Origin of the sequence: Adlercreutzia muris, from assembly GCF_041223505.1 — a bacterium.
Taxonomy (GTDB): domain Bacteria; phylum Actinomycetota; class Coriobacteriia; order Coriobacteriales; family Eggerthellaceae; genus Adlercreutzia; species Adlercreutzia muris.
On record NZ_JBCLQK010000008.1, the window covers coordinates 1 to 24936 of the forward strand.

17 protein-coding genes and 2 tRNA genes are annotated in these 24936 nt (G+C 62.5%); 2 read left to right on the forward strand and 17 right to left on the reverse strand.

Features of this window, described 5'->3' with window-relative positions; all coding sequences use genetic code 11:
* Window positions 1-281 precede the first annotated feature (281 nt).
* Window positions 282-357, reverse strand: a tRNA-Phe gene (locus AAK988_RS08285).
* A gap of 238 nt (window positions 358-595) precedes the next feature.
* Here AAK988_RS08285 and AAK988_RS08290 point away from each other — a divergent pair.
* Window positions 596-3718 (forward strand): YDG domain-containing protein, encoded by a 3123-nt coding sequence (locus AAK988_RS08290; RefSeq protein ID WP_369880603.1) that lies wholly within the window; start codon window positions 596-598, stop codon window positions 3716-3718.
* Here the strand turns inward: AAK988_RS08290 and AAK988_RS08295 are convergent.
* From AAK988_RS08295 to AAK988_RS08365, 15 genes are all read right to left on the reverse strand, one after another.
* Window positions 3715-4308, reverse strand: coding sequence for a prepilin peptidase (locus AAK988_RS08295; protein WP_151432021.1), 594 nt, complete (start codon window positions 4306-4308; stop codon window positions 3715-3717). The genes AAK988_RS08290 and AAK988_RS08295 overlap by 4 nt on opposite strands.
* A 12-nt stretch (window positions 4309-4320) precedes the next feature.
* Window positions 4321-5763: a coproporphyrinogen III oxidase family protein gene (locus AAK988_RS08300; protein WP_369880604.1), complete on the reverse strand. Its 1443-nt coding sequence runs from the start codon at window positions 5761-5763 to the stop codon at window positions 4321-4323.
* A gap of 3 nt (window positions 5764-5766) precedes the next feature.
* Window positions 5767-7056 (reverse strand): phosphoribosylamine--glycine ligase, encoded by a 1290-nt coding sequence (purD, locus tag AAK988_RS08305; RefSeq protein ID WP_369880605.1) that lies wholly within the window; start codon window positions 7054-7056, stop codon window positions 5767-5769.
* Between the two features lie 12 nt (window positions 7057-7068).
* Complete coding sequence (locus tag AAK988_RS08310; RefSeq protein WP_160324331.1) at window positions 7069-8379, reverse strand: adenylosuccinate synthase; 1311 nt, start codon at window positions 8377-8379, stop codon at window positions 7069-7071.
* A gap of 197 nt (window positions 8380-8576) precedes the next feature.
* Window positions 8577-10757 (reverse strand): ATP-binding protein, encoded by a 2181-nt coding sequence (locus tag AAK988_RS08315; RefSeq protein WP_369880624.1) that lies wholly within the window; start codon window positions 10755-10757, stop codon window positions 8577-8579.
* Complete coding sequence (locus AAK988_RS08320; RefSeq protein ID WP_369880606.1) at window positions 10757-12034, reverse strand: metallophosphoesterase family protein; 1278 nt, start codon at window positions 12032-12034, stop codon at window positions 10757-10759. The genes AAK988_RS08315 and AAK988_RS08320 overlap by 1 nt, the downstream gene beginning before the upstream one ends.
* 9 nt (window positions 12035-12043) lie before the next feature.
* The gene (dnaB, locus tag AAK988_RS08325; RefSeq protein ID WP_369873509.1) at window positions 12044-13459 is read right to left on the reverse strand and encodes a replicative DNA helicase; all 1416 of its coding nucleotides are present in this window, start codon (window positions 13457-13459) and stop codon (window positions 12044-12046) included.
* Between the two features lie 163 nt (window positions 13460-13622).
* Window positions 13623-14216 carry a 50S ribosomal protein L9 gene (gene rplI, locus AAK988_RS08330; protein WP_151431003.1) on the reverse strand — a complete coding sequence of 198 codons (594 nt, stop codon included), beginning with the start codon at window positions 14214-14216 and terminating at the stop codon, window positions 13623-13625.
* Window positions 14217-14230: 14 nt separating this feature from the next.
* On the reverse strand, window positions 14231-14491 hold the full coding sequence (rpsR, locus tag AAK988_RS08335; RefSeq protein WP_135970729.1) for a 30S ribosomal protein S18: 261 nt from the start codon (window positions 14489-14491) through the stop codon (window positions 14231-14233).
* 20 nt (window positions 14492-14511) lie between these two features.
* Window positions 14512-14991 carry a single-stranded DNA-binding protein gene (locus AAK988_RS08340; protein WP_160324335.1) on the reverse strand — a complete coding sequence of 160 codons (480 nt, stop codon included), beginning with the start codon at window positions 14989-14991 and terminating at the stop codon, window positions 14512-14514.
* Window positions 14992-15042: 51 nt separating this feature from the next.
* On the reverse strand, window positions 15043-15336 hold the full coding sequence (gene rpsF, locus AAK988_RS08345; RefSeq protein WP_135970749.1) for a 30S ribosomal protein S6: 294 nt from the start codon (window positions 15334-15336) through the stop codon (window positions 15043-15045).
* Between the two features lie 340 nt (window positions 15337-15676).
* Window positions 15677-15752 (reverse strand) — tRNA-Arg (locus AAK988_RS08350).
* 35 nt (window positions 15753-15787) lie between these two features.
* Window positions 15788-18871, reverse strand: a complete 3084-nt coding sequence (locus AAK988_RS08355) for an aminopeptidase (RefSeq protein WP_369880608.1) — start codon at window positions 18869-18871, stop codon at window positions 15788-15790.
* 57 nt (window positions 18872-18928) lie between these two features.
* Window positions 18929-20188, reverse strand: a complete 1260-nt coding sequence (locus tag AAK988_RS08360; RefSeq protein WP_369873513.1) for a hypothetical protein — start codon at window positions 20186-20188, stop codon at window positions 18929-18931.
* Window positions 20189-20201: 13 nt separating this feature from the next.
* Window positions 20202-23171 carry a helicase C-terminal domain-containing protein gene (locus tag AAK988_RS08365; protein WP_369873514.1) on the reverse strand — a complete coding sequence of 990 codons (2970 nt, stop codon included), beginning with the start codon at window positions 23169-23171 and terminating at the stop codon, window positions 20202-20204.
* Window positions 23172-23315: 144 nt separating this feature from the next.
* On the opposite strand from AAK988_RS08365, the gene AAK988_RS08370 reads away from it, so the two are divergent.
* Window positions 23316-23954, forward strand: coding sequence for a hypothetical protein (locus AAK988_RS08370; RefSeq protein WP_369873515.1), 639 nt, complete (start codon window positions 23316-23318; stop codon window positions 23952-23954).
* Here the strand turns inward: AAK988_RS08370 and AAK988_RS08375 are convergent.
* Window positions 23951-24904 carry a D-alanine--D-alanine ligase family protein gene (locus tag AAK988_RS08375; RefSeq protein ID WP_369873516.1) on the reverse strand — a complete coding sequence of 318 codons (954 nt, stop codon included), beginning with the start codon at window positions 24902-24904 and terminating at the stop codon, window positions 23951-23953. The two genes, AAK988_RS08370 and AAK988_RS08375, sit on opposite strands and share 4 nt — an antisense overlap.
* Window positions 24905-24936: the final 32 nt, after the last annotated feature.

Below are 24936 nucleotides of genomic sequence, written 5' to 3' on the forward strand. Positions count from 1 at the left end.
GACTGGAACGAGTTCCACATGCCAACCCGGTACAGACAGTGAATAATGCTAAGAGCACACTTTTTGAGCCTTAACCCGCCTTTGGTGCCCTAGCTAATCGGCATATTTTAGAAATGGGGGGGTTGGCAGTGGTGGCGCGGCGGTTCATTGTGTCGCTGTTATTGTTTGTGATTTGATTTGCGCGGCAATTTGCGACAATTATTGCGACAACCTTGCGACAAGCCTAACTTAAAAGACAAAGCAGGTCAAGCGTTTTAGTTGCTTGACCTGCTTAAAGTTAATGGTGGTCGGAGGGGGACTTGAACCCTCGACACACGGATTTTCAGTCCGTTGCTCTACCAACTGAGCTACCCGACCAAGGTGCGGAAAGCATTCGCTTTCGACGCGAGCATATATATTAACGGGTAGAACCGCGCAATGCAAGAACTTTTTTCGGGACGATCCGTGGCGTCGCGCTCCCCCCATCGCATATCCGTTGCTGTCATCGGCCGAAACTCTCATCGCCTCAAGGGCTTATCGCGGTTGGCGCGACCTGGTGGCGGCGCTATACTATGAGTACTTCTATCATTTTAGAACGACCGAGAGAAGACCTGCTATGAAACCTCTGCATGTATTGGGAATGAACCTCGTCAAGGGATCCCTCGCCATCGCGCTAGCCGCAACGGCCTCGACGATTGCCGTTGTCGGCACCGCGCCTCTCTGCGAGCCAGCCTGGGCGGCGGACGAGAGCGCCGCACCTTCCGCCGATGTTGACGACGAAGCTGCGGAACTGACCATTGTGGCTGGCCCCGCCGAGCGCAATGGAAACGAGTACCGGTTTCCCAAGTTGAAGGTAACCTCCAACACCGATAAGAACATCCGCAGCATCACCGTGCAGTTCACGACGGCCATTGCGGCGGGCGACGACGTGACCTTCGATGCGGTAGAGGGCTTCGAGGTGCGGGGCAAGACGGCCAACCGATCTGTGAACGCCACGAATGCCGACGAGAAGGAAGGCGGCTGGCCGGCGGCAAAATGGGAGGAGTACCTCCAAAAGCATATGAAGATCACCCTTGCCGGCGGGTCGGGCACCAAGGGCCTGCGCATGATCGCCAGCCTGAAGCCCGTAACGGACACCTACGACTTCAATTCCGAGAATGGCCACTACTACCGCTACATTCCCCAGCCGTCTACCTGGCTGGAAGCCCGCGATGCGGCGGCGGCCGACACCTACATGGGCCTTCAGGGCTATTTAGTCACGGTTACCAGCCCCGAGGAATCGAAGTTCATCACCACGCTCATTGACACGAACATGTGGATGGGCGGTACGGCCGAGCCCACGTTCGGCGCCGTCGGCAACACGGGGCAGTTCACATGGCAGAATCCCTTAGCAGGATGGCCCTACAGCTTCTATTGGGTAACCGGGCCCGAGGCAACCATGGGCCCCGACGGCGGCCCCATGGAGATATGTCGCATGGTCTCGACCGGGTCGGCAACGCCCGTGAAAGATCCGATAACCGAAGACGACGCTTACTACAATTTTGCCAGCAGCGAGCCGAACAACGCGGCCAGTATCGGATTCTACGACAACGCCGGCACTCTAGATTCGGGCGAATACTGCTTGCATATGTACAGCCAGAAAAACTCCGCCGACGTGCCCACCGCAGCGGCCAACATTGGCAAATGGAACGATTATCCCAACTTCCCCAACAATGCTGCTCACCAGAAATGCTGCTACGTCATCGAGTACGGCGGTTTGGAAGACGATAGCGCGCCGGGCGGAGACGGCGATGGTTCCGGGGGCGATGCCGATGTGAACGTCGATGTGGATGTGTATGTGAAAGTGGACATCAACGTCGATCCCGAAGAGCTCACCATTACCACCGAGGCAGACAGCATCACCCTCGGCCAAGCCCTCAAGGTGGGCGAGAACATCAACGGCGGCGTGCTGGACCCCGTGGCCGACCAGGTGGAGCGTACCTACGTGCTCGTGGACGCCAACGGCAAGGAAATCATCGGCGACGACGGCAAACCCATCGTAGTGCCCGAGGCCGAGGTGCCCTACACCGCCGGCCGTTACAAGGTCACCTCCACGAAACCTAATCGGGAAGACGGCGGCGTGTACAAGGAGGGCACCGCCATCTTCACCGTGCGCCCCGCCACCGTTGACCTGACACGCGAGAAGGATGCTTCTGGTGCTATGCAGCCAAAGGTGTATGAGAAGGTGTACGACGGCACCGCCGACTTCAGCCTGGATGCCATCGCGTTGCCCGGCATTCTTCCCACCCATAGCGGCGATGTGCGCCTTGCCGCAGATAGCGCAAGCTACGGCACCGCCGACGCGGGGGACGGGAAGATCGTGCTCGAAGGGGCGCGGCTGGAATCGGCCGACGGCACCGTGACCACCAATTACACTCTGGCTGGTCTGAAAGATGACGGAACCCTTGAACTGGTAGCCCGTATCGTGCCTCGGGAACTGGTTGTAACCGCCTCTTCCACCGTAAAGTGGGGCCTAGCGGGCAAGCCCCTAGCCGACGAATCCGGCGTTCCCCTGACCCTGACGAGCAACGAAGACGTGCACGACGATGGGAGCGCCCCGTGGGCAGCGAATATGCTCGCGCCTCGCGATGCCGCGCGGGTCGATGGCGGGGCCGTTGAAAGCATTCTCGGTGCCGTGGAGCTGACCTGCACCCGCGACAGCGACGGCGAGCCGCTGGACGTCTCCAACCCCACTGTGGGCACCTATACGGCGACTCCCCACTTCGCCAATGTGAACCCTTGTGCCAACGGGGCGGCCGCGGCCTTCGCGATGGACGGATCCCGCGCGACCGGCTTCCCCTCCCCCATTACCGAGGTGAAAGATCTAGGTGGCGGCCGCTATGACATCGGCAATTACCTCCTCACCCTGAAGCCGGCCAAGGTGGTGGTCACCGCCAATCCGGCCACCGACCCCGATTTGGACCAGATCGGCGACCTCATCGAGGGAGGCACCGTGGAAGAGGACGTGACCCCGGGCAAGCCGCCGGTGTCGAAGGACGAGCTTGAGGATGTCATCAAAGACCAGATAGAAGACAATCTTCCCAACACCGATCCGGTCATCACCATCATCAAGGACGGCGAAGAGGTGGAGACCATCGACCCGACCAAGCCCGGTCACTACGTGGTCATCGCCACGTACCCCGACCCCGATGGTGGCCCGGACAAGGTAGTGCGTTTCGAATACACCGTGGCCGAGCCGACCCCCGACGAACCGCAGAAGCCCGAGAAGCCGGGCACGCCCGACAAGCCCACCGCCCCGGGCGCCTCGCAGCCGGATCAGGGAAACGTCATCGTTGACGAGAACGTCACCGTGACCGTGGATCCCAACGGCAAGCCTCTGACGAAGGATGATATTGCCGCCGATATCCACGAGCGCTGGCCCGATCGCGTGCCCGCCGACGTAAAACCCGAGATCACCATCACTCTTGATGGCAAGACGGTTGACTCCATCGATCCCACCCGTCCGGGCACCTACTACGTGACGGCGGTGTACCCCGACCCGAACGGCGGGCCCGATAGGATCGTGCGCTTCACCTATACCGTAGAAGAGCGGGATGGCACGACCATTCGCCTCAAGCACCTGCTGGCTCAAACGGGCGATGCCGCGCCGATGACCGTCGCCGGAGCGATGGCCCTGGGAGCTGCCGCCATTCTGGCTGTATCGGCGGCGCGGCGCCGAAAGGATCGGCGAAACAGCTAAACCACAAAGGCAATCAAAGCACCCAGGGCAATAAAGGGAGCAAAGGGGAGGGTCGTGCGCAGCAGGCCCTCCCCTTCTTCTTCGGAGGTTCCCCCTCGGCGGCGGGCAATCACCGAGCGGGCGATACGGGCAATAAGAGCGTAGAGCAGGCTGAGCACGCATGCGGCCAGCAAGCAGATGAGACCCCGATCGGCGCCGAGGAACAGACCGAGGGCGGCCATGAGCTTGATGTCTCCGCCGCCGAAGGACTCCCGATGGGTCACGGCCTCATAGACGGCCGTGAGCACCAGCAAACCGCCGCCGAGGATGACGGCGCCGATAATGCCCTCGGCCAGGGAAGCACCTTCGATGCTGAGCCCCGGGGGCACCACGATTGTCGGCGCGGGAGCCGCGAACTCGGCGCGGAAGCCCAGCCCCATGTGCTGGCCGGCGAAGCCAAGCACGACGCGCCACAGCAGCCAGAGGGCAGCCAAGGCCCCGGACAGCAGGTTGGGCACGCGCCTCTCCCGCAGATCAACTACGGCTATGGCCCCGAGCACCAGCAGCACGAGGCCATAGGCCGCCAGAGTCACAACGGAAACATAGGTCATGGGCGGGGGCGCCTACTCCTCGGCCGCCTGGGCCCGGGCTCCGTCGAGAACCGCCGTGGCGGACAGCTCGCGCACCCCGGCGGCGGCAGCGGCCGAGGCCGCGCCCCCGGCGGCCGCACACCCATGGGCCGTGCCATCGCCGAACACCAGCTCGCGCTCCTCGCCCGTGAGGGCCGCCCGGGCCTGGTCGCGCAGATTGTTCACGCCGATGAAGAACTGGCGCATCATGACTACCACGAGGTAGCGGCCCTTGGGCGTCAGCGTCAGCTCGTCGGAATTGTCGGTGGCAAAGGCGCCGCAGGCCCGCATGAAGGCCATCTCGGCCGGCAGACCCCGCTCCACGGTCGTACCGAAGTCGCGGTAGAACTGGCGCTTGTCCAGATGTAGGCCGAACAGCTGCATCATGAACCGGTAGCGCATGCGATCGCGCAGGCTGAACGTGGTCTTGCCCATCATGGACATACGGCCGCTCTCGATGGCGGCATTGTACTCGCGTACCGAGAACGTGTTCACGTACAGGTTCTTCCCCAGATAGGTGATGCCGCCGCTGCCGATGGCCGGGTACTCCTCGTAGTCCACCACGTACTCGTCGATCATGGCGTCCTCGCCGGCCGCACCGGTACCGCGGCGATTGAACGTCCAGGCGCTGCCCAACTCGAACAGACCGGGATCGCCGTTGGGCAAGTCTCCCAGCAGCAGATCGCAGATGATCTCGTAGAACCGCTGCTCACGGTTGTAATCCACCGGGCCCACGGTGGCTGCGAGAGACCGCTGCACCGACGGCGAGGCCATGAGCGGGTAGAACGTAGTCTGGCTCGCTCCCGAGGCCACCACCATCTCGATATCGCGGATGAGCGTGTCCTCGGTCTGGGCCGGGAAGTTAAAGATCATGTCGGCGTTCATGGAGGTGAAATAGGGCGACGCCTCGCCGATACGTTCGAGAATCTCCTGACCGCAGCCGTATTTCTCGTAGCGGTCCATCTGGCGCAGCAGGTCGTCGTCGAAGGACTGCACCCCTACCGACAGCCGCTGCACGCGCCCCTTCAACTTCTCCAAGTAGGAGGGGATGAGGTGGTTCGGGTTCGTCTCGCTCGACACTTCCCGAATGGAGAACAGATCGCGGGCCTGGTCGATGGTCTCGCACAGCTCGTCGATCATGATGGTGGGCGTGCCGCCGCCGATGTAGACCGAATCGAAGTCGTAGCCCAGCTCCTTCAGCATGCGCATCTCCTTGCGCATGTTCTCGAAGTAGGGCTTCGCCCGATCCTCCCGGAAGGGGAAGCGGTTGAAGGAGCAATACGGGCAGAGCCGCTCGCAGAACGGCACATGCATATAAAGCATATAGGCCTGCCCGGGCACGGGCTCGGGCACGGGCTCCTCGGTGCAGGGGGTCAGCTTCAGATAGTTGGCCGTGCAGGCCGCTACCACCTTCGACAACAGTCGCTCTGAGAGCATAGGCTACTCCCAAGCGGAACGACCCTGGAGGGCCTTCTTGCCGATATCATGGCGGAACTGCTTGCCTTCGAAGTTGATGAGGTCGCAAGCCTCATAGGCCCGCTCGCGAGCCTCCTCGAACGTGGCGCCCGTGGCCACCACGTTCAGCACGCGTCCGCCGTTGGTGAGCAGCTCGCCGTCGAAGTTGCGCCGGGTGCCAGCATGGAACACGGTAACGCCATCCAGGGCCTCGGCCTCCTCAATGCCGAGGATAACCTTCCCCTTCTCGTAGGAGCCGGGGTAGCCCTCGCTCGCGAGCACCACCGAGACGGCCCAATCGTCGGACCACTCCAGGGCAATGTCCTCGGGACGGCCCTCGGCCACGGCCAGCATCACGTCCACCAGGTCGCTTTCCAGGCGCGGCAAGACCACCTGGGTCTCCGGATCGCCGAAGCGCACGTTGAACTCCACGATCTTGGGGCCGGCGGGGGTGAGCATGAAGCCGCCGTACAGCGTACCGCGGTAGTCGGCGGCGAAGGGCTCGCGCGCTGTCGCAGAGGCGGCGTCTTCCATGATGGCCACCATGGCGGCCATTTCCTCATCGGTCACGATGGGCACTGGCGAGTACACGCCCATGCCACCAGTATTGGGGCCCAGGTCGCCGTCGTAGGCACGCTTGTGATCCTGGGCCGGGGCCATGGGGAAGGACTTGCCGGCTGTGACGAAGCAGAGCAGCGAGCACTCGGGGCCGGTCATGCACTCCTCGATGACCACCGTGGAGCCGGCATCGCCGAAGGCGCCGTCGAAGCAGGCGCGCACGGCGTTCTCGGCGTCTTCCAGGGTTTCCGCCACCACGACGCCCTTGCCGGCGGCCAGACCGTCGGCCTTGATGACGATGGGGGCGCCCTGCTCGCGCACATAGGCCAGGGCCGCATCCGCGTTATCGAAGCGACCGTAGGCGGCGGTGGGGATGGCATTGGCCATCATGAACTCTTTGGAATAGGCCTTGGAACCCTCCAGCTGGGCGCCATCGGCGTTGGGACCGAACACCGGCACGCCGGCCGCGCGCAGCACATCGGCCACGCCATCGACCAGGGGCGCCTCGGGGCCGATGACCACCAGGCCAATCTTGCGCTCGGCCACGAAGCTGAGCAGGGCCTCGCTATCGGCAATGTCGATCTCGACGTTCTCGGCAATGTCAGCGGTGCCTCCGTTGCCCGGGGCCACGTACAGCACATCGGTCTTCGGCGACTTCTGCAGCGCCCAGGCGATGGCGTGCTCGCGGCCACCCGAACCCAAAACCAGGATGTTCATGTTGGTCCTCTCCTACCAATTCCGCATGATGGTCTGATCGCGATCGGGGCCCACGGAGATGATGCTCATGGGCACGCCGGTGACCTCTTCCAGATACTCGATGTACTTGCGCGTGTTCTCGGGCAGCTCCTCGTAGGTCTTGCAGCCCGTAATATCGACATCCTTCCAACCGGGCAGCTCCACGTAGATGGGTTTCGCGTGATGCAGCACCGACTGCTGCATGGGGAAGTAGTCGTAGCGCTCGCCATCGCACTCGTAGGCCACGCACACCTTGATAGTGTCGAAGGCCGACAGCACGTCCAGCTTAGTGAGGGCCACGTCCGTAAGCCCGTTCACCTCGGCGGCATAGCGGCCGATGACGGCGTCGAACCAGCCGCAGCGGCGCTTGCGGCCCGTGGTCACGCCGAACTCGTGGCCGGCGGCGCACAGCAACTCGCCGTCTTCCGCATCCTGGCCCACTCCGCCGTTCTCGGGGAACTTCAGCTCCGTGGGGAAGGGGCCCTCTCCCACGCGGGTGACATAGGCCTTCTGGATGCCGAGTACCCGGTCGATGGCCGCAGGGCCCACGCCGGTGCCCGTGGCAGCGCCGCCAGCGCAGCAGGAAGACGAGGTGACGAAGGGATAGGTGCCATGGTCGATGTCGAGCAGGGTACCCTGGGCCCCCTCGAAGAGGATGGACTTGCCCTCGGCCAGGGCCGTGTTCAGCATGTGGGCCGACTCGCACACGAAGGGGGCGAGAATACGGGCATAGGGTAGGTACTCGTCGCAGATTTCCTCGACGGTGTAGGTGTGCAGCCCGTAGATCTTCTCCAAAATGGGATTTTTCTGGGCCAGCACCGCCGCGAGCTTCAGACGGAAGATCTTCTCGTCCAGCAGGTCCTGCATACGGATGCCCTTGCGGCCCATTTTATCCTGATAGCAGGGACCGATGCCGCGCTTGGTGGTGCCGATCTTCTTGTCGCCGAGGCTCTTCTCGTCGGCTCCGTCAAGATCCTTGTGGTAGGGCATGATGAGGTGCGCGTCGTTGGAGATGCGCAGGTTCTTGCAGGAGATGCCCTCGGCCTCCAGCATGGCCATCTCCTTCACCAGGACGCCCGGGTCCACCACCACGCCGTTGCCGATGACGGGCACGGCGTTCTCGTACATGACACCGGAGGGCATGAGGTGCAGCGCCAGCTTCTTGTCACCGTGGATGACGGTGTGGCCGGCGTTGTTGCCCCCCTGGAAGCGCACCACGTAGTCGTAGTCGCTGGCGATGAGGTCGGTGATCTTACCCTTGCCTTCGTCGCCCCACTGGGCGCCGACGAGCACTGTGCTGGGCATGCTGCGTCCTTTCGTCGTGAGCCTTTTGCTCGAAGATGTAAGTATAGTACAGGCGGCCGCAAATGGCCCGCACGTTCGGTAGCTACGGGTCTTTTCCAAAGGGCGAAGACACCGAGGGAAAGGACCTGGCCGCACATGAGGGGAAGCCGGAGGGAAGCGTCGGGACGACAGGGGCGCCGCACAGCAGCGGACGGGTTCTACAAATCGATGATCACGGTCGAGCAGTCGGCCTGCTTGGCGGCCTTCTTCAGAACCCGCACCACCTCTGGGTGGCAAGTGAACAGAATGACCTGGCGGGTTCGGGCCAGTTCCACCAACGCCTGGGCGGCGCCGATGCGCCGGCGATCGTCGAAGTTCACGAGAATGTCGTCGGCGAGAATGGGGATAGCGCGGCCAACATTGTCGGCACTCGTGAGCAGGGCGATGCGCAGGGCCAAATACAGCTGCTGACATGTTCCAAGGGACAGGTGGACAGGCTCGCGCGTGCATCGAGCCGCATCGGCCACCAACAGGGTTCCCCCAGAAGAGAGCTCTACCGCCGTCCAACGACCCTCGGTCATGAGAGACAGGAGACGGCTCGCCTTCGCGTACACCTCCGGCTGCTGCTTCGATTCCCAGGTGGCGATGGCCGCTTGGAGCATGCGCTTAGCGAGGAGCAGGCGGGCAAAGTCGGCCCGGGCCTCGTCAAGGCGCGTGGATACCTGCTGCACCTCGATCTTGTAGCGATCGAACGAGCCCTCAGCCTCGGCCTGGGAGAGGATGGTCGCCAACTCGCCGGCTCGCTGGTTCATGGACTCGAAGGCCTCTAGCAGCCCGGCCCGTTGACGCAAGCGGCGCTCGAGTTCGGCTTCTACCTCGGAGAGGTGGACCTCGGGAGAAAGGCCCGCCCGAGCCGTGGCCGCCGCCCGTTCCCGGCGGATCTCGGCCAAGCGGGCGCTGGCTTGAGCCGCCCGAGCTGCCGCCGCCTGCTGGCGCTGACGGCACAGCGCCGCATCGGCGCGGGCATCGCGCGCCTCGTCCAAGAGCACCCGAGCCTGGCGCAGAGAGCCATCGGCGGCCCCAAGCCCAAGCTCTTCCAGCTCCTCCGCGAGACGAATCTGAGCCTGCCGCTCCTCCGCCTGGCACGCCTCGAGCTTCTTCTTATCCTGCACCATGACCCAGTGGGCATCCTGGAAACGCTCCTTGAGCGCAGTGTTGTGCTTGCTGGGGCGGAAGAGCAAAGCGAAGCCGCCGAGGGCCAGCAATGCGGCAAATACCGTGAGCAGGAAGCCGATGGCCATATAGCTGAGGGCCCCGCGATCGCGGCCCTCGATGAACAGGGGCACGCCCAGCAAGAACAGCACGGCGGGGATGACCACGCAGAAAGCCACTTGAATGCGCCGATCTGTCCGCAAGCGCTGCTGCTCGTCGCGACCGCTCTCCGTCTCCAGTAGAGCCTCGTACACCGCTGCCGACGAGGTGTAATTCGCCCGAGCGACATCGGTACTGTGGGCAAGGCGGGCCTGCTGGGCCGCGAGGGCGTCGAGACGGTCGCGCAGGGCGCGGTCCTCATTGGAGCTCAGACGAGCCAAGGACGCCCCCGCCCCGCGCTCGCGTTCTCGCTGCTCAGAGGTTGCGGCGGCCTGAACCCCCTCAAGCCGTTCGATCTCCTGCTCCAGCTTGTCACGTTCCCCGTCGAGCGCCTCCAGGACCGCCCGGGCCGAGGAGAGCGATTCGATGAGCCGATTGCTCTCGTCAACCCGCTCGGCCATGGCCGCGCGCTCCGGCTCCAGCTCGTGCAGCTCGCGATCTTGGGCGCGCCAGCGGTCGGCCTGGTCGGCGGCTTCATTCTGTCGCTCGCGCAGCTCGTTGCGCAGGGCGATCAACTGCGGAATGGACTGCGTGGCCCCAGCCGCTCGGGAGGTGAACGCCGCCAAGCGCTCGCTCACTTGGGCAAGAGCATGGGCTGGCGACGACGAGGTGCCCGAGCCGGCCGTGAGCAGCTTCGCCGTAGTGTCGGTCGTATTTCGCAAACTGCGCAACTCGTCGCTGTTCAAGGAGAACATTGTGCGGAAGGTGTCCCTGTCGATATCCTCCACCAGGGCTGCGTCCCCGTCGATACCATCGACGTTGCGCGTGCGCGAGAGCGTACGACCGTCGGAGAAGATCAGACTCCCGCTCCGCTCGGCACCGGCGGGCTTGTAGGTATTCCGCCGGCCGCGGGCCTCCTCCCATCCGAATAGCACGCCGCCGACGAAGGCAGCCAGGGTGGTTTTGCCCGCTTCGTTGCCACCATAGACGATGTTCAGATGCTCATCGAAGGGACCCACGGTCTTGTCATGGAAGCGACCAAAGCGCTCGATGCGCAGATAGCGCAGAAAGGGGGTCGTCCGCACCATCACGCATCGCCTCCCTGCACGAGCAGGTCAAGCACCAGATCGGCGGCCTCGGCGGCAAGACATCGGGCTTTCTTTTCGGAAAGCGCCGCTGTGAGCGGGATGTTCCGCGCGAGAAACTCCTCCTGGATGTAATCGATCTGGCCTGTCACATCAGCGACCATGGCGTCGGCCGTGCGCAGGAATACCGCCGGGAACATACCCTCGGCCCGCAGGGCTTCCTCGTTGAGGGGCGCTCGCGTGCGGTCGATGAGCGCATCGCAGAAGAATTCGCTATAGGCATCGTTAACAGAGGACCGCACATCGTCGAGCACGCCGGGACGGCCGAGCACCTCGTGCAGACCCGAAGATCCGGTCAGCGTGATGCGAGACACCATCATCTCGCAGGAGACAGTGCCGTTCACGGCGAACAATTCCCGCATCACCTTGTCAACCAAGGCCGGAATGTTGGCGCAATCGGACACGTCAACCTCAAGCTGCTCCCATACTACCGAGGCCGTGGGGATGAACGTCAGAGCTGGAGGACGCTGTTCAGCCAGCGTAACGACGTAGACGCCCCGCGGGCCCGTTTCCCTCACATCGCGCCCTTGGATGCAGCCGGAGAACACGATGCGCGGATCGGATTCGTCGTTCGCGTAGCGACGATGGATGTGGCCGAGGGCCCAATAGTCCATGCCGGCACGCAGTAAGGCCGCCGGGTCAGTGGGCGCTTTCACAGGATCGAGCGTCAGCCCCGTGTGCAGCACGCCCACGGCAAAAGGAGCTGCTGCGGCGCGGGGACCGAGGGCCTTCTCGGCAGCGTCACGGGTGACGCCTGCGGCAATGTTCTCCTGGGGCGACCACACCTTGTTCGGATATCCCCGGCCGCCGATGATGGCAAGGGGTTCGCCTCCCCGCTCATAGAGAGCGAAGTCGGGCCGATCGGCGGCGAGCATCGTGGCCGATGCCGGCAATGCGAAGAAATCCCTCTGCCACAGGCTCAGCGGATCGTGGTTTCCCGTGCACAGATAGGAGGGAATACCTGCGGCATCGAGTTTCTTGAGGCCGTCGAAGAAGCGCAGGTAATCGCGATAGGAGGCACGGGTGGAATCGAAGATGTCCCCAGCCACTACCACAAAGTCCACCTTGCGGGACAGCGCCGCTTCCACCACCCGATCCCAGGCGGCGGGAATGGCATCGGAAAGCCGCCGCGCCCACTCCTCCGACAGCTCCCTTAAACCGCGAAAGGGGGCGCCGATATGCAAATCGGAGGCGTGGATGAATGTCAGCGACGGATTCAATGGCGCTTCCTAGAAGGAGGAATCGAAACGGGAATCGTCCACGAAGTCCATGAACTTGGTGAATTCCGGATTGAAGGCGAGGTCGATATCGCGCGTGGCACCATTGCGGTGCTTTGCCACGATGAGCTTTGCCGTGCCCAGATCGGGGCGGCTCTCGCTCTCGGCCTCGATTTCACTCATGGACCGATCGATGAACATGACGATGTCGGCATCCTGCTCGATGGAACCGGAGTCGCGCAGGTCGGAGAGCATGGGGCGCTTGTCCTTGCCGCGCTGCTCCACGGCGCGCGACAGCTGGGACAAGGCAATGACCGGCATGTTCATTTCCTTCGCGAGAATCTTCAGTCCGCGGGAGATCTCGCCAACCTGGTCGTTAGTGCTCTTGTTACGCGTGTTGGGGCCAGGCTCCATGAGCTGCAGGTAGTCTACGACGATAAGGCCCTTCTGACCCTCCTTCACGTTGCGCAGTTCCCGGCGGGCTTTGGCGCGGGCCTCCAAGATGGACAGGCCCGGTGTGTCGTCGATGTACATGTCCAACGCGGCGAGCTTCCCTGAATGCTCGGCCAGGGCGCCCCAGTCGCCGTCGGCGATCTGGCCGCTGCGCAGCTTCGAGAGCGATACGCGGGCCTCGGAGCACAAGATACGCTGCACCAGCTGTTCGGCACCCATCTCCAGCGAGAAGAACGTGACGGCCACGCCGGCCTTTGCGGCATTGGTGGCCAGATTCAGAGCGAAGGACGTCTTGCCCACGCCGGGACGGGCAGCCAAGATCACCAGGTCTCCCCCGCGGAACCCGTGGATCAGGTCGTCAACATCCTTGAAGCCCGTGGGAACACCCACCACGTGATTGCGCTGGTTCGCCAAAAGGGTGATCTGCTCATAGGCCTCGGCTACGAGTTCGTCCATCTTGCGGAACGTGGAGGAAACGCGCTTCTCAGTTACCTCGAGCAACATCTTTTCCGCTTCCTCAACGACTTCGTTCACATCATCGGGAGCGTCGTAAGCCAGGGCGTTGATCTGAGCGGAGGCGAACACCAAGTCGCGCAGAATGGCCTGGCGCTTCACGATCTCCACATGACGCTCCCAACTTGTGAGCGAGAACGTGTTGTCGGCAAGCTCCGCCAAATAGGCGCGCCCTCCCACGGCATCCAACTGGCCCAGGGCCTTCAGGGTGTCGGCGAGGGAGATGGGATCCACGGGAATGCGGCGGCCGATCAAATTCTGGATACCCTCGAAGATAGCCCGATGAGCGGGGCGGAAGAAGTTCTCGGGCCGAATACGCATGACCACTTCTTCGGTCACCTCGTGATTGAGAATACAAGCAGCCAGCACCGACTGCTCGGCCTCAATATTCTGAGGAAGCTGCGCACGGGGTGCGATGACGCCTTGGCTCTGCGGGTCCTGGTCCTGGGGGGCAAACGACATAAAAAGCTCTTTCTCTTAGGTCTCCTCTATTGTAGCGTGAATCTCCCCGCCCCTCTTGCGCTCTATTGTTTCACGGGAAACAAACAGGCCCCAACGATGGGTCTCAGGATAGAAAAAGGCCCTCGCGAACGAGGGCCTTTGCAGGGATCGATCAGAAAGGAGCTTACTCCTCGATCTCGGTCACCTCAGCCTCGACGGTGCCGTCCTCGGAAACCTGGCCGTCGATCTCGACGGTCTCGGGAGCCGGGGTCTCAGCAATCCCGAGAGCCTCATCAAAGGCCTCGACGGTCTCAGCGGACTCCTCATCCATGCCCTCGCCTCCGACGATCACGGTCACAATGCCCTTGATGTCGCGGTACAGGGAGACGGGAACCTCGTAGGTACCCACCATCTTGATCGGCTTGCCCAGCTCGACACGGCGCTTGTCGATCTCGACCTCGAGCTGCTCGGCGATGGCGTCGGCCACGGCCGGAGCCGTGACGGAGCCGAAGAGCACGCCCTCTTCGCCCACCTGGGCGATAACGCGCACGGTGGCGTCGTTGAGCTTCGCAGCCAGAGCGTTGGCATCGGCAATGCGGGTCTCCTCGCGCTTGGCGATGTTCTTCTTACGCTCCTCCAGCTGCTTCAGGTTACCCGGAGTAGCCTTCACAGCGTAGCCCTGAGTGAGCAGGAAGTTGTTGGCATAGCCACGGTTGACGTCGATGACGTCGCCCTCGCCGCCCTTGCCGTGGAGTTCCTTCAGAAGAATAACTTTCATGGTTCCTCCTTCGCCTAGCGGTTGCGGCGGTCGCCACGACCGCTCACCGCGGGAACGGCATAGGGCATGAGAGCCATGACGCGGGCGCGCTTGACGGCCTCCGCGATGTCGCGCTGGTGCTGAGTGCAGGCACCAGTGACGCGACGGGGCTTGATCTTGCCACGATCGGTAACATACTTGCGCAGCGTTTGAGTATCTTTGTAATCGATATACTCCACGTCGTCCTTGCAGAACTGGCAATACTTACGACGAGGCTGCTTAGCATAATCGGCCATGTTAACCTCTTTCGTTTCGCTTAAAACGGAATGTCATCATCGTACACGGAAGAGGAGGCATCAATGACGGGGGCCGCGGGGGCAGGGGCGCTATAAGCAGGCGCCGGAGCAGCGTAGCTCTGGCCTCCTCCGTAGGAATCTCCGCCATAGGACGGGGCACCACCGTTGCTGTTGCGGCTCGACATGAACTCGAGCTCGTCAACGATGACCTCCAGCTTGCTGCGCTTCTGGCCATCACGCTCCCATTGGCTCCAGCGAAGCTTGCCCTCGATGGACACCTTGGTGCCCTTGGACAGATACTGGGCCAAACTGTTGGCGCGGGCACCGAACATCGTGCAGTCCACGAAGTTCGGATAATCCTCCCATTCGCCCGTGGAGGGGTTCTTGCGGCGGTCGTTAACCGCCACGCCGAAGCTCAGCACGGCCATACCCGACTGGGTCTGGCGCAGCTCAGGATCGCGGGTCAGATTGCCGCTGATGATCACACGGTTGATGCTCATTTCTACCTCTTCTCACAGTGAGCAGCCCAGTCTGACTGCCCGGTTTCCAAACTAGTCGCGATCGGCGCGGGCCACGACCATGTGACGCATAACGGCATCGTTAATGCGCAGCACGCGATCGAGCTCGGCAATGCTCTGCGGATCAGCATGGAAATCGATGAGAGTGTAGTCGCCGTCGGACAGACCGTTGATCTCATAAGCGAGTTTGCGCTTGCCCCAGTTGTCGACGTTGTCCACAACACCGTTGCTCTCAGCGAGAGTGGTCTCGATGCGCTTCATCACGCCAGCGCGAGTCTCGTCATCGATCGTGGGGGGCACAATAAACAGCAGTTCATAAGCCTTCATCCAGCTCACCTCCTTTGGACTTTACGGCTCCGGGCTGGTGAAGGCACACGCCGGAGCAGGAATAGCCTGAACAGTCTATCAGAACACCCCACCCCGGTCTCAAGCCGCTCGCGTCCATCACGGTAATCACACATTGCTTCGGTCGCAGTCATATCCTACCAGCCCAAAATCGCACTTATGTCGCAAGAAAGCCGCATCTCGGTCCCGCCGCACACCGCCCCGCTGTCCCCGAAGACCGCCAGCAAACCGCTGCAACGACCCGACACGAACTGTCTGCATCGCCTCTTCACCAAGTAAAAGCCGCCGCCAGCAAAAGCTAGCGGCGGCCTAAGGAAATCTCTGGCGCCCCCGAGAGGACTCGAACCTCCGACGCACGGTTTAGGAAACCGACGCTCTATCCGCTGAGCTACGGGGGCGGATGCGGGCCATCATATCATGGCCGAGGGATATATCAGATTTGCTTCAGCAGTTCCATAACGAAATCGCTGTTGAGAGCCAGCTGATCGCCGTCGACATTCTCCAGAACGTCATCGGCCTCGCCGAAGAACGTCGGCTTCTTGCCCTCCATGCCCGCAAGGTGCATGGCCTGCTGGCCGTGCTTCATGGCATAGGCCGAAGCACTGTCGCGCCATTCCATGGTACCATCGCCCACGGACAACCCAACGGCCTGGCCGGCTTTGCGCACGAGGCGCTTCATACGACTCGACGCCTTCTTCGGCAGGTAGGTGCCCTCTCTGTCCATCAAGGTCAGCTCGCCGGCGCCGAGGGCCTCCAGCTCGATGATAATAGAGCCTTTGAGCTCGGCCTCATGAGTCTCCACGAAGGCGCGCATGCCGCCATTACCGGCAAGCTCAGAGCCCAGGGCAACGAACCACACCTCCATATCGATGCGCTTGCTGTGAAACTGCTCGATGGCCGCTGCCTCGGGGGCATCGTCAAACACGAAGCCCGCGGGAAGCCCATCGGCGAAGCTGGAAACGGCCTCACGACGGGGCCGGGACTCCTCCTCATCGAACGGTTCTTCGCCGTCGGCGGTGCCTCGCGAGAAGGCTCCGCCCTCGAAGTGACGGCCGCGGCGGTGGAGAGGAGCGGCCGCGTTGGACTGGTTCTCTCCAAAGTCGGGAGAGAAGGCCGTGGTCTGCCGAGGATCGAAGTCCTCATCGTAGCCATCGAATTCATCTTCCTCGCGGAAGCTCTCCCAGCCGCCTCGCGCGGCACCCGCCTCGCGGGCATCGAAGGTGTCCTCGACGTCGAGCCATTCCTGAGGAGTGGAAGCCTCAACCTGAGCGTGGCGCCGGCGCTTGCCGAAGATGCGACCAAAGCGGCTCTTGGGCATCTCCACATAGCCGGGGCCAGCCATGGCGCCCGTCTCGGTGACCTGCTCCATGTAAGCCGAATCGTCCACGTCCTCGATATAGAGGTCATCCTCGCTGGCGGCCTCGAACATGTCGTCAGTCAGAGGGGCCGCCGCGCCCGTGGCGCCCATGGCCGAGAAAGATCCGGCCAAGTTGATGCTACCCGACAGTCCCGGGTCGGCCGCCGCCGGGACCTGGGAAAGAGACGGCAGGGCGTCGCGCAGGGCGGCCGAGTGAGGAGCAGCAGGGGAAGTCGCCGGAGAAGCGACAGAGGGCACGATCGCCGAAAGGTCGCGTACCCGGCCATCGTGGGCCGGACGCTCCTCCGCCAAAGGGGCGGCCTGGAGATGATCGTCCATGGAGATACGAGGGAGCTCCTGGGAAATGCCGATATTCGGCAGGGAGATGGCGCGGCGCTTGCGCGGAGACGAATCCGACGCTCCCTCGACCACCGGGGGAATCTCCCCCACCGAGGGAATGACGAGGCGGCGGGAACCTTCCGCAGCCTGATCAGCCGGAGTGGGAATGCCCGCCAGCGGCGAAGCACCGACGGGAGGCGCTGCGACGGTGGCGCCCGTCAACGGCCGCTGGCCCTCGCGGAGAACCACATCGGGATCATCGGCCGCCACTGCCGGAACCTGGGACAGATCCACTGCCGCGCTACGATCGAGGGGAGAAGGAATGTCTGCCGGAGAGGGAGTCAGCACTTCCTCCGGCACTGCGGCGGCAACCGCAGGCGGGACGGGAGCCTCTTCGGTGGCGGGAATAGGCGTATCCGCCAAAACGGGCGCTACCGGGGCAACCTGAGGCTCCACCGACGGCGCGGGCACAGCAGCTGGGCTCTCTTCCAGCGGCGGCAGGTCAGCAATCACACCGGTCGGCTGGGCGCCGGCTGCCGCCGAAGCGGCCTGCACTGAAGCCCGCATCCCGCGCATGCGGGCACTCAACTCCTCTGTGGCGCTCTTCTGAGATTCCTCCCGGGCAGTTATCTCTTCTTCGGCGCGCTCCAAAGCGGCAGCATAGCGCGAACGCTGCACCGGCTTCTCCACCTTCGGCTTCTTCGCCTGCTCTTGCCCCTTCTTGAACCAGTCGGGCACCGCGGGCTCGACAGCCGGCGCCGGAGCCTGAACGGGAACGATAACGGGAGAAGCGGTCGGGGGCTCTGCCTCCAAGGCCGGCGCCGGGTCGGGGCAGGCTGGCGCCGGGGCCTCCTCCTCAGGATCAGAGGCGGGAGAGGTCACAGCTTCGGTTTCGTCCACCGGCTTGCCGGAGAGCGCCGCGACCGCTGCCTTGGCGGCGGCGAGACGTTCGGCCGCCGATTCCATGGAAGAGTCCAGCTCGTCGGTGTTCGAGGGAACATCGTACACAAGCTCAGTGCCCTCGGGCACCAACCCTGCCGAAGCCGCTGCGGCAGCACCGTGGATCAGTGGTTCGTCCCCGTCGGGAATATCGCGGGAAGCAGCCACGCGAGCGGCCACATCCAGCAGCACCGCCACACCCGAGGCGTTGCAGTTCGCCCCGTCGTTGTAGGTGCTCAGCTTCTCCAGGGCGAAAGAGAGAGTCGGCAGCACCGCCACAGCCATAGCGACGGCCAGGATAACGTTGAAGGCGATGAGGGCGCCATCGACGGGGGTCACGATCATGCGAACGAGCAGCAGCACGGGCATGAGCACCATAGCAGCGAATTCAACCCAATACAGAAGGGGAAGCGCCGTAATGACGGCGCTGTTCAAATCGCGGCGGATCTTGCCACTGTCATAATGGGCGACGATGATGACCTTGCGCCGGCGACTCGCCTGCTTCGCCGACTTCAAGGGAACGTACTTCGCCACGACGTTCTGGCTCGCTCCCCGATTGAGCAGGCGTGAAAGTACGGGCTTGTCGAAAATCTCAGCAGCCAGGAGGAGCACACATAGAAACCCGATCACAATAGAGGCAACCGAGACTACGGAGAAGATAGTGGCCACCAGGGTCATGAGCACCGCGACTCCGCCCACAAGGGCCCGGGGGAGGGTGCTGTCGGGGTTGCACTGGAAGTCTTCCATGGTGGTGGGCAGGCCCGTTTCGGCAGAGAGCGTCTCGCTGATATAGAGAGCCGCACGCTGCTCTTCCTCGGTTCCCGCCGGACGCGGGCCGATTTCCTGAGACAAGTATGCGACGCATTCGTTTAGCTCGGCCATGTACGTTGCCTTTCCTCGTTCAAAGAGGTCTGTTGACACAATTATTACTAGTATACGCTATTGGACGCTCTTGCCCAAATAATCACGGAGAAACGTATCAGCATTACCCGCTTTGAGCCGTTCGGCCTCATAAACTGTCACCTGATCCTCAATCGATTCATAGAATCGATTGGCCACGCGTTGATCGGGATCGTCGCCCAGATCCTGGGCCAGCGCCGCGGCCTCGGCCTCAAGGGCGTTGTAGCGGTCGTTCTCCTCGGCCAGAGCCTCCTTATCGCGATCGAGATAGGCCTGGTCGGAGGCGAGGGCGGCCTGCTGCGCCTCAAGGCGCTTCTCCACATAGGCGATGAAAGAGTCCAGATCGAGGCCGGGATAAGCACCTTGAGCCTTGGTGAAGAGCTCTCGGGCGTCATTCAGCTGCGTTACGGCCTCGTCGCTCTCCTCCATCGAGGCGCGCACATTGGCCTCGGACATCTCGCGCAGCAGTGCCGTCGCCTCCCGAGCAGCAGCGTCAGCGTTGATGACGGCCCTCCATCCTCCCTGACAATCGAGGAACGCCTCGGTGGCCATGAGAGATTGCTCGATGATAGCCACGCCGGCATCGAGCATGTTCAGGCGCGCCCGGGCCGCGGTCACAGCCTGATGGGCTGCCTCCTCGGCATTGTTATCGGCGAGGGTCGGGCGCATCGATTCAATGGCGGCCAACGACTCTTCCAACTGAGCCCGCGAAGGGGCAATATCGGCGACGACGCGGCGGTAGCCCTCCGACAGATCCTCGAAAGAGGGGGCATGCTGGCCGGCGGCTGACGGAGAAAGGCGCTTTCTGTCGTATTGGGCCATGACCAACTCGTCGAAGGGAATCAATGTCTCATCGCAGCTGGTGATAACGCTGATGTTATCGTTCAGCGAGGAGCGAAAGCCCTGCTGCTGGGTACGCATAGAGATGAGCGTTTGCCCGAGGGTGAGGGCCAGGGCCAAGAGCACACAGACGACCACGACCACGGGAACGATGCGAAAAGCCCGGCGATCCACCTCTGCCACGGCAGCCGAGGCGAACGATGATGCCGAGGACCGCGTGGGGGCCGCGCTTTCGGGAATGACGATGGACTGGCTTCGGGCCGGGGTGGCGCGGGGCTTCTTTCCCCGCCCGAGCGTAAACAGCGGAACCCTCCCCGCGCCGGCGGCCTCTCGTCGATCCCGTTCCTCGGCATCCCGGGCCTCGCGGGCCGCATCGAGCACGCTGAATGAAATCTCGTTTGAGGAGCCGTGGGTGTGACTCTTGATGTGAAGCGCGTGCTGGGCCTTCTTCTTCGCCATGGGTAAAGCTCCGCTAGTGGGCACTGCGCTCAATTTCGGCCACGATTTCGGCGGCCGAGCAGAAACGGATGTTCTGGCTGGGAAGCGAGCGAAGGAAGGTCTTGCCGTAACCCTTGGTCACGAGGCGCTTGTCCGCCAGGATGAGGATGCCGCTATCCGTGGCCTTGCGAATGAGGCGGCCTGCAGCCTGCTTGGTCTCCAAGACGGCGGCGGGCAGAACATAGCGGCGCCACGCGGCGTCATCACGAGCGGCCCGTTCGCAGGAGAGCGGGTCGGTGGGCTTGGAAAACGGCAGCTTGGGGATGACGACCCCCTTAAGCGTCGCGCCCGGGGCATCGAAACCTTCCCAGAAGCTCTTGAGAGCGAACAGCGACAGATGCTCATCGGCAAGGAAATCGTCGCGCAGGCCCTTCACGGAAACGCCCCACTTCTGGCAGACCAGGCGCAGATCGTCCTCCTTCAGGGCCGGCTGCACTTCTTCGAAGCACCGCTCCATCTCGCGACGATTAGTGAACAGCGTGAGCATGGACCCCCGTTGAGCTTTATGAGCAGCGACAAGCAGGTTCTGAAGAGCACCAAGATAGGAGGCTTCGTTGGGCTCTGGCATGTCGTTAACGACATAGACAATCATGCGGTTGTCGAAATCATAGCTCGAGGGAAGCATAAGCTCGTCAGCACGAGAGCAATCACTCGTGTTAAGGCCCATGGCGCTGGCGAAACTGGTAAAGCCCCCGTCTACGGTCAACGTGGCCGAAGCGTACACCACCGCATGGGTGTTCGCGTAGAACGTCTCTTCCAGCGTACTGCCCACATTGAGCAGCAGGGCCTCCAGCTTGTTCTGGGGACGATCGTTTTTCCGTGTGAGACTGGCGGCATACACGTACTGGGGCGGGCATTGGACGCAGATCACGTCCACAGCGGCGATAATCTCCTTCAATTCCATGGCAATGGCAGCAATCTCTCGCTGAATGACCGCGGCCCCCTCGATATCATCCAGGTACCCCACAAGCTCCTGGCAGGCCGTGACCATCTTCTCGGCTTCCGCAGCCATAGCCTTCCCCAACCGCGAAATGTTCTGGAAGACAGAGCCGGCACGGATCTCGTCGTTGAGCCAAAGATCCACTGTCTCATAGCCCTTCGAGCGGCGGTTCGCGTCGTAGAACAGCAGTTCGGGCAGGGCGGCGCAGAAGGCCTCGGCTGCCGATCCGAAAGCCTGCCCCGCGCTGCGGGCTTTGGCAGTGAGAGCATAGAACAGCGTTGCGGAGGATTCGTTCCCCGGCATAATGACCGTGCGCTCCGCCCGCACGAACACGTTGCGGCGCGCCTCGTCGGTGGCTACGCGGCGGACAAGCGAAAGGATGTCCTCCTCGGCCAGGTCCATGGAGAAGGCGCGGCGAGCCTCGTTCTCGGCCCCATGGGCCTCGTCCACCACCCAGTAGCGAATAGGAGGCAACAATCCTCCGTCGGCGGCGAGATCACAGAACAGGAGGCTGTGGTTGGTCACGACGATGTTCGATGCCTCAGCCCGACGCCTGGCACCGTGGACGAAGCAGGTCGTTCCGAAGAAGGGGCACTTGCGGCGAAGGCAATCGTGACTCGTCGTGGTGATGGACCATCGCGGCAGGAGGCGATAATCGATCTTGAGGTTATCGATATCGTCATAGGTCGTCTGGCTGATGAACGAGAGCAGACCGGCAAGAGCCGGGGCTTGATGCTGCTCCCCCTTCCCCACCGTGCGCATGCGCGGGCCGTCCACAACAATGCGCTCCACCTTGCGCAGGCAGGGGTAATGGGAGAAACCCTTGAGCGATGCATAGGTAAGGCCACCGCCGAGAGCCTCGGCCAAGGCTGGCAACTCGTGGTAGACGAGCTGGTCGAGCAGGGCGTTGGTCTTCGTAGCCACGCCGATGTTGATATCGTTATCCCGCGCCGTGATAGCGGCGGGCAGCAGGTAGGCCATGGATTTCCCCACACCCGTACCCGCTTCTACCATAAGGTTAGTAGAACGGGCAAACGAGCTGCGCACCGCCTCGGCCATGGACACCTGCTCATTGCGCTGCTCGTAGTCGTCGTACAGCGAGCCGATAAGCCCCGTCTCGGTGAACGCCTGCGCTATGGCTTCGGCTGTGGGGAACACCAGGGAACGGGCGGGATCGGCAACAATATCCGCCGCATCCACGAGGGGTCGGTGGTCGATGGCTCCGACTCGATCGCGCCGCAGGCTCCTCAGGGAAAACGGCAGGGGCTTTTCTCCTTCTGAAGCGCATTGCTCGGCGAAGTACTGGAACACCACAACCGTGGGCCACTGTTCCGGTGTGGCCATGGAGGCAATCTCGCGCAGCAACATGGGAGGCATGGCCTCCACACCGGCCAGGAGGATGCGCAGCAGCGCGCACGTGGCGGCCACATCCTCATCGGCTCGGTGGGTAGAGCGCGGGGCGCCGAACGCCTTCACCAAGTCGATGAGACGATGGGATTTCATGCGGGGCAGAGCAATGCGTGATAGGTCAAGGGAGTCGACCCAAGTATTCTCAAGCAGCGGGTAGCCAGCAGGATGCTTCGTCGTGAAGTTGCGATCAAACTCCGCATTGTGGGCCACCACCACGGCGTCTCCCACAAACTCCACGAGCGATGCCAGGGCTTCGGCGGGGGTGGGGGCCACGGCTACATCCTCATCGTGAATATCGGTCAAATGGGCGACTTCATCGGGAATGGGCCTGCCAGGGTTCACGAAGGTGATGAACCACTCGACGATCTGGCCGCCTTCCATGCGGGCGGCGGCAATTTGGGTGAGCTCGTCATGGTTAAGAGAGAAACCAGTGGTCTCGGTATCGAGCACTACCACATTACCGTCGAAGGGGCCAAAATGGCCAGTACGGGCCCGCTCCGGCAGACTCTCGTAGAGGGCGACCACCTCAGGGGGCGTTCCATCGGTAATGAAGTTCTTCAGCTGGCCCTCAAGAGGAGCAGTGTCTCGTGTCATAGCGTTGCCCTACCTTCGCGGTGCACCCCTGATGCCGAAAAAAAGGAACCTCGTCCAAGCGAGCGTTCCACAGATGATCGGCCTCGGTTATGGTGTGTACTCAATAGCTTTCGGTATTGTAGCAGCCAGCGCAGGGAGAACGTCATGGAACGGTATTTTGGTACATATCAAACATTTCAAACGGCGTCCCGCAAGGACGCCGCGGCCCTGCTCGGCTCGAACAATCTTGTCGGGGATCAGTACGCTATCGAGTGCACCATCGAGAGCGGGGTCCAGAAAGCCTGGCTCGTCAATCGCTTCGGGTCTCGCATCGGGTACTTCGACCCCGACTTCTCGCGCCAGCTGAGCCTGCTGCGCGCCCAGGGTCTCACCTTGGTCGGCATCCTCTCCTTCGTGGCCTTCTCCGAGCAGCCAGAGCCCGGTGAGTACTGGGGGGAGGCGGCGGTCATCGCCTACGATGCCCGCGATCAGAAGGCCTTCACCCGCTTTGTGGAAGGTGTCGGAACCCTTATAGGCAAGGGGATTCGCCCCGCACTGGCCTTTGACGGAGCAGCCGTAGAGCGAATTGTCGAAACCCAGGGCGCATGGCTCCCCACGGATCGCGTTCCCTTGCCAGAAAAAAAGAAGGGTATGGCCATTCTCAAGCGGCAAAGATCGATAACCGATAGCCTCGTCGAAAAGGGCCGCCAGGGAAACAAGGGCTGCTACCTTCTCAGTTGGGCGTTCCTCCTTGCCCTGGTGGGCTCCCTCATCTTCGGGTTGAAGGCCTGCGGGCTCTTCTAGCGAGCCTTCGCTTCAAGGGCGCTGACAATCAGGCGTGTGCACAGCTCGGGAAACTCGATGCCGGCGGCACGGGCCGCATCAGGGAGCAGCGAGGTGCTCGTCATGCCGGGGATGGTATTCGTCTCCAAAATCCATGGCGTTCCCTCCTCATCGAGGATGAAGTCAGAGCGAGAGACGCCAGTGCACTCCAGGGCCCGATGGGCGGCCACAGCCATGGCCTGAACACGCTGGGTCAGGGCCTCGCCGAGAGGCGCGGGGCAAATGTGCTGAGAGCCGCCCAGGGCGTACTTGGAATCAAAATCATAGAACTCGCCCCGGGGCACAATCTCAATGATCGGCAGCGCATAGGGCTCATCGTTGCCGAGAACCGCCACGGTCAGCTCGGTGCCCTTGATGAAGCGCTCCACAACCACCAGGCTATCAATCTTGAACACCTCTTCAATGGCCTCTCGGATAGACTCCTCCCCCTCAACGATATAAATACCGAGGGCACTTCCCTCAGTTGCGGGCTTGACAACACAGGTGCCGTCCATAACTTGGGCGATTGTCTCAACATCATAGGAGCACCCCCGCTCAAGAGAGAAGAATGGGGCCGTCGCAATACCCTCACGGGCATAGAAGACCTTCGATTTCGCCTTGTTCATAGCCGTAGCGCTCGACCACACGCCTGGGCCTGTATAGGGAAGGCCGATCACCTCCAGAAACCCTTGAAGCTGGCCGTCCTCCCCTCCTTTACCATGGAGGCAGAGAAAGGCCACATCGAAGTTGCCGTCAATGAGCGCCTTCAAATCATCTTTGGAGGCAGGGTCCAATTCCGTCACCGCAAACCCTGCCTGGCGCAGCGCTTCGCCAGCCCCTTTGCCGGACGCGAGGGAGATCTCGCGCTCGCCGCTCGTTCCTCCTGCAAGCAGAGCGACGCGACAAGTAGCCGGATCTAAAGTAACAGCCATGATCGGACACCTTTCAAGACGATGAATATCTG

Bases quoted from the DNA above. Each gene is read 5' to 3' on its own strand.
- AAK988_RS08290 (WP_369880603.1), top strand. From the start codon at position 596: ATGAAACCTCTGCATGTATTGGGAATGAACCTCGTCAAGGGATCCCTC.
- AAK988_RS08295 (WP_151432021.1), bottom strand. From the start codon at position 4,308: ATGACCTATGTTTCCGTTGTGACTCTGGCGGCCTATGGCCTCGTGCTG.
- AAK988_RS08300 (WP_369880604.1), bottom strand. From the start codon at position 5,763: ATGCTCTCAGAGCGACTGTTGTCGAAGGTGGTAGCGGCCTGCACGGCC.
- purD (WP_369880605.1), bottom strand. From the start codon at position 7,056: ATGAACATCCTGGTTTTGGGTTCGGGTGGCCGCGAGCACGCCATCGCC.
- AAK988_RS08310 (WP_160324331.1), bottom strand. From the start codon at position 8,379: ATGCCCAGCACAGTGCTCGTCGGCGCCCAGTGGGGCGACGAAGGCAAG.
- AAK988_RS08315 (WP_369880624.1), bottom strand. From the start codon at position 10,757: ATGGTGCGGACGACCCCCTTTCTGCGCTATCTGCGCATCGAGCGCTTT.
- dnaB (WP_369873509.1), bottom strand. From the start codon at position 13,459: ATGTCGTTTGCCCCCCAGGACCAGGACCCGCAGAGCCAAGGCGTCATC.
- rplI (WP_151431003.1), bottom strand. From the start codon at position 14,216: ATGAAAGTTATTCTTCTGAAGGAACTCCACGGCAAGGGCGGCGAGGGC.
- rpsR (WP_135970729.1), bottom strand. From the start codon at position 14,491: ATGGCCGATTATGCTAAGCAGCCTCGTCGTAAGTATTGCCAGTTCTGC.
- AAK988_RS08340 (WP_160324335.1), bottom strand. From the start codon at position 14,991: ATGAGCATCAACCGTGTGATCATCAGCGGCAATCTGACCCGCGATCCT.
- rpsF (WP_135970749.1), bottom strand. From the start codon at position 15,336: ATGAAGGCTTATGAACTGCTGTTTATTGTGCCCCCCACGATCGATGAC.
- AAK988_RS08355 (WP_369880608.1), bottom strand. From the start codon at position 18,871: ATGGCCGAGCTAAACGAATGCGTCGCATACTTGTCTCAGGAAATCGGC.
- AAK988_RS08360 (WP_369873513.1), bottom strand. From the start codon at position 20,188: ATGGCGAAGAAGAAGGCCCAGCACGCGCTTCACATCAAGAGTCACACC.
- AAK988_RS08365 (WP_369873514.1), bottom strand. From the start codon at position 23,171: ATGACACGAGACACTGCTCCTCTTGAGGGCCAGCTGAAGAACTTCATT.
- AAK988_RS08370 (WP_369873515.1), top strand. From the start codon at position 23,316: ATGGAACGGTATTTTGGTACATATCAAACATTTCAAACGGCGTCCCGC.
- AAK988_RS08375 (WP_369873516.1), bottom strand. From the start codon at position 24,904: ATGGCTGTTACTTTAGATCCGGCTACTTGTCGCGTCGCTCTGCTTGCA.